Below are 3,872 nucleotides of genomic sequence, written 5' to 3'. Positions count from 1 at the left end.
GGTGGTGCTCGTGCACCACGGCCGCCCTCGCGCTCACACCGGTTCCATCGCCTCCCGCCGACGACGCTGGCCGTCCGCCGCCTCATGGCCTGGGGGCTCGGCATCGCCGTGATCGGCCCCCTCGTCACCTGGGGCCCGTTCGTCGTGCCGTCCTCGCTGTGAGGCCGTACGAGGTAGGGCTGTACGTCGTCTTCGCGCCCGTCAGGGAGTGGGTATGCCGCCAGGGCGGGCGGGCCGCCCGAAACGGACCGGAACGCCCGGCGAGTACAGCACGCTCACCGGATCCCCGACCGGCCTCGGCAGCCCCGCGGCCTCGACCAGGTCCTCGTCGCACTCGATCAGATCGGCGCGGTGCAGCGGCCAGCGCGGATGCGCGTTCGGCAGGAACATCTGCCGCCCGAAGAACGTGTTGTGCATGCCCCACCGGGCGGTCAGGAAGTGCTCGAAATCGGTGGGCTCCCCGACCCGCTCGCCCACCCGGACGGTGATCCGGCTGTGCGCGCCGCGCGGGCCCGGCCAGCGCCTGGCACTCGTGTACGTGACGGTGTCGCCGCTGTGCCGGATGCTCATCCGCGACCACTGGTACGGCAGCCGGAAGGCGCCGCGCGCGACCGCCACCGGGATCAGGCGCGAGGCGTCCAGGGAGCGGAAGACGACACCTCGGCGGCCATGGGAGTCCACCGAGTAGAGGCGGACGTTGGTCTCGGGAAACGTACCCAGATAGGGGATGCCGGGCAGCCGGAACCAGCCGACCCGGTGCATGCGGAACGCGACCAGCCCCACGTAGGTGGCCCCGTCGTGCAGATCGGGAACCGTACCTTCCGGAAGGAGCGGCGCGACGTCCGCGGGGTCCACGGCCCAGTGCACGAACGCCAGGTCCAGCCACGACTGCGTGAGCAGCGGGTTCTCGGCGGATGCGGAGGCGGGCGGATCGGCGGTTATCGGTTCCGGCACGGCAGGAGTGAGGACCACGGAATCAGGATCGCAGGGACCTGGGCCAGGCCCGGAACGGGGGCCTGCGTACGGGCGCGCACGGCCGCTGACCTGGGGCGGCCGCACATGACTGAGCCCCCGGCCGACCGTGCCGGTGGCAGCGGTGTCCGGGGGCTCGGTCCGAGAGCTAGGTCAGGAACGCGGCCGACCGTCCTGCTCGGCCCGCTCCGCGTTCTTCTCCTTGATGCGTACGGTCTCCTTGCGGACCTCGGCCTGGGTGGCGCGCTCCTTCTGCAGCCACTCCGGGTTCTCCGCCTTCAGGGCGTCGATCTGCTCCGTGGTCAGGGCCTCGGTGACCCCGCCACGCGCGAGACCGGCGATGGACACGCCGAGCTTCGCCGCGAGGACCGGCCGCGGGTGCGGGCCGGTGCGACGCAGCTCCTGGAGCCACTCGGGCGGCTCGGTCTGGAGGGCGGCCAGCTCGGTGCGCGAGACGACACCCTCCTGGAACTCGGCGGGGGTGGCCTCGAGGTACACACCCAGCTTCTTCGCCGCAGTCGCGGGCTTCATGGTCTGGGTGGTCTGGTGCGACGTCATGGTCACCAGGGTATCGAGCATGTGAGCTACCGCCGACCACGACCGGTAACCTGGCGGGGTGACAGACTCGCAAGTAACCCCTTCGTTCAGGCTCGCGTATGTCCCGGGGGTGACGCCCACCAAGTGGGTGCGGATCTGGAACGAGCGGCGGCCGGAGATGCCGCTGACCCTCGTCGCGGTCTCCCCGGGCGAGGCGTTCGAGCTCCTGCGGGGCGGCGGCGCCGACGCCGGTTTCGTCCGGCTGCCGGTCGACCGTACGGACCTCAGCGCGATCCCCCTCTACACCGAGACCACGGTCGTGGTGATCCCCAAGGATCACGTCATCGCGGCGGTCGACGAAGTGACGGTCGAGGACCTGGCCGACGAGATCGTGCTGCACCCCCTCGACGACACCCTCCCGTGGGAGAGCCTGCCGGGAAAATCCGCGAACGAACGCCCCGCCACCACGGCGGACGCCGTCGAACTGGTCGCGGCGGGAGTGGGCGTCCTCGCCGTCCCCCAGTCGCTGGCCCGCCTGCACCACCGCAAGGACCTCACCTACCGGCCGCTCACACAAGCCCCCGAGTCGAGGGTCGCGCTGTCGTGGCCCGAGGACGCGACCACGGACCTGGTGGAGGACTTCATCGGGATCGTCCGGGGGCGCACCGTCAACAGCTCCCGGGGGCGCACCCAGACTCCCGCCGCCTCGGCCGCGGACCAGTCGAAGCGCAAGAGCCCCGACAAGGGCGGCGCCCGGGGAAAGCAGACCGGACAGACCGGTAAGGCGGGAAAGCCGGGAAAGACGGGCGGCAAGAACGCGAAGACCGGCACGACCGGCAAGAGCGCGCGGAGCGGTTCCGGCGGCGCCTCCAAGGGCGGCGGCAAGCGCGGCAAGCCCCGCGGCCGTCGCCCCTAGCCCGCTCGGCCGTCTCTCCGGCCCGCTCGGCCGTCCGGCGGACGGCCGTCGGCGGCAGCCTCACCCGGAGCCGTACTGCTGCACCCACCAGGCGAGCACTCCGCCGAGGACCAGCAGCAGACAGATGGCCGCGTTGGTCCGCTTGTAGGCGACGAGGATCGCGGTGAACTCCCGGATCGTCGCGGTGGGCCAGAAGTACGCGGCGGTGGGCGAGCCCACCACCTGCCCCCTGATCCCGGTCCGCCGGGCCGTGAGGGCGGCCCGGAAGGCGTGGTAATTGTTCGTGACGATGACGCACCGGTAGTCCGGCGACGCCTTCTCCATGATCGCCTTGCTGAACCGCAGATTCTCGTCGGTCGTCGTCGAACGGTCCTCGCGCTCGATCAGATCAGCGGGAAACCCGCGGGCGATCAGATGGTCCGCCATCGCGTGGGACTCGGGAAGATCCTCGTCCGGTCCCTGGCCCCCCGAGGTGATGAGCACCGGAGAGCCGCCCCGCGCGGTCATGCGCGTGTGCACCGCGTGCGCCCGCTTGAGGCGACTGGCCAGCAGAGGCGGCACGGTGGAACCACCGACGAGCCCCGATCCGAGTACGACCACGTAGTCGGCCTTGCGGCGCACCCGCAACCGCCCGTAGAGGAACGCGTAGAAGACGAAACACAGGAACAAGAACGAGAGATAGGCGGCAAGCCCACCGGCCGCCGTACCCACCCCGACCCACACCGGCGTCCGCACGACCACCGCCGTGACCAGCAGTGCCACGACGGCCAGAATGCAGAACGCGGCCACCAGCGAGAGCAGGTTGGTGGGACTCCTGCCCTCCTTGCGCACCATCTGCAGGCCGTTGAAGAACAGCAGACACGTCAGTACGAGGATGCCGAGGGCCCCCAGCACCAGTAGCGCCCACGCGACGGCCTGACCCGAAGCCGAACCGGACCTGACCAGTTGGAACACCCAGGCGGCCAGACCGAGGAGCACGGCCAGTCCCAGGATCACGGCATTGCTGAACTTCCTGCGCTCGCGCGCCACGCGCACGCAGAAGACGAGGAACAGGAGCGCCGCCGGGGCGTAGAGCAACATTCGCACAGCGTAGGCGCCGCGAGCGCACGCCCTGGACCGGAACCGGAGAGGTCCGCTTCAGTGATCTCCGGAATCAGGCCGTGCCCTTTACGCGCGACGGGAGTTGACCCCGGTATGAAGAAGCGAAGCGTACTGGCCGTTGTCTCTCTCGCCGCCGGGGCTGTCATCGCCGCGATCAGCCCGCCGCCGGGAGCGGACACGGCCGACACGAGGGAGCCCGCCCACGCAGCGGGGACGATGGAGGAGATCGGCGACGTCGAGCCGTGGACCGACAGCCCGCCGCAGACGCCCGGCGCCGGTGTCGGCGTGGTCGCCCCCGGCATCTCCGGCACGCAGACGCTCTGAGGCGGTGGACGCGGGGCCGGGA

5 protein-coding genes are annotated in these 3,872 nt (G+C 71.0%); 2 read left to right on the top strand and 3 right to left on the bottom strand.

The window, feature by feature from the left end:
* Positions 1–201 precede the first annotated feature (201 nt).
* Both ACFUPX_RS43980 and ACFUPX_RS43975 read right to left on the bottom strand, forming a co-directional pair.
* Positions 202–954 (bottom strand): YqjF family protein, encoded by a 753-nt coding sequence (locus tag ACFUPX_RS43980; protein WP_383335365.1) that lies wholly within the window; start codon positions 952–954, stop codon positions 202–204.
* A gap of 171 nt (positions 955–1,125) precedes the next feature.
* Positions 1,126–1,530 carry a DUF5997 family protein gene (locus ACFUPX_RS43975; protein ID WP_383335363.1) on the bottom strand — a complete coding sequence of 135 codons (405 nt, stop codon included), beginning with the start codon at positions 1,528–1,530 and terminating at the stop codon, positions 1,126–1,128.
* A gap of 58 nt (positions 1,531–1,588) precedes the next feature.
* Between ACFUPX_RS43975 and ACFUPX_RS43970 the strand changes: the two genes are divergently transcribed.
* Positions 1,589–2,425, top strand: a complete 837-nt coding sequence (locus ACFUPX_RS43970; protein ID WP_383335361.1) for a LysR family substrate-binding domain-containing protein — start codon at positions 1,589–1,591, stop codon at positions 2,423–2,425.
* Between the two features lie 60 nt (positions 2,426–2,485).
* Here ACFUPX_RS43970 and ACFUPX_RS43965 read toward each other — a convergent pair whose 3' ends face one another.
* The gene (locus ACFUPX_RS43965; RefSeq protein ID WP_383335359.1) at positions 2,486–3,505 is read right to left on the bottom strand and encodes a YdcF family protein; all 1,020 of its coding nucleotides are present in this window, start codon (positions 3,503–3,505) and stop codon (positions 2,486–2,488) included.
* 114 nt (positions 3,506–3,619) lie between these two features.
* Here ACFUPX_RS43965 and ACFUPX_RS43960 point away from each other — a divergent pair, with 114 nt between their 5' ends.
* Positions 3,620–3,850: a hypothetical protein gene (locus tag ACFUPX_RS43960; protein ID WP_383335357.1), complete on the top strand. Its 231-nt coding sequence runs from the start codon at positions 3,620–3,622 to the stop codon at positions 3,848–3,850.
* The last annotated feature ends 22 nt before the right edge of the window (positions 3,851–3,872 follow it).

This window comes from Streptomyces sp. NPDC057302 (assembly GCF_042667685.1).
Classification (GTDB): Bacteria; Actinomycetota; Actinomycetes; order Streptomycetales; family Streptomycetaceae; genus Streptomyces.
This window is presented reverse-complemented; position numbering and strand designations above follow the sequence as displayed.

What these genes read in the sequence shown, in the direction of transcription:
- ACFUPX_RS43975 (WP_383335363.1), bottom strand. Translation starts at nt 1,530, where the DNA reads ATGACGTCGCACCAGACCACCCAGACCATGAAGCCCGCGACTGCGGCG.
- ACFUPX_RS43965 (WP_383335359.1), bottom strand. Translation starts at nt 3,505, where the DNA reads ATGTTGCTCTACGCCCCGGCGGCGCTCCTGTTCCTCGTCTTCTGCGTG.
- ACFUPX_RS43960 (WP_383335357.1), top strand. Translation starts at nt 3,620, where the DNA reads ATGAAGAAGCGAAGCGTACTGGCCGTTGTCTCTCTCGCCGCCGGGGCT.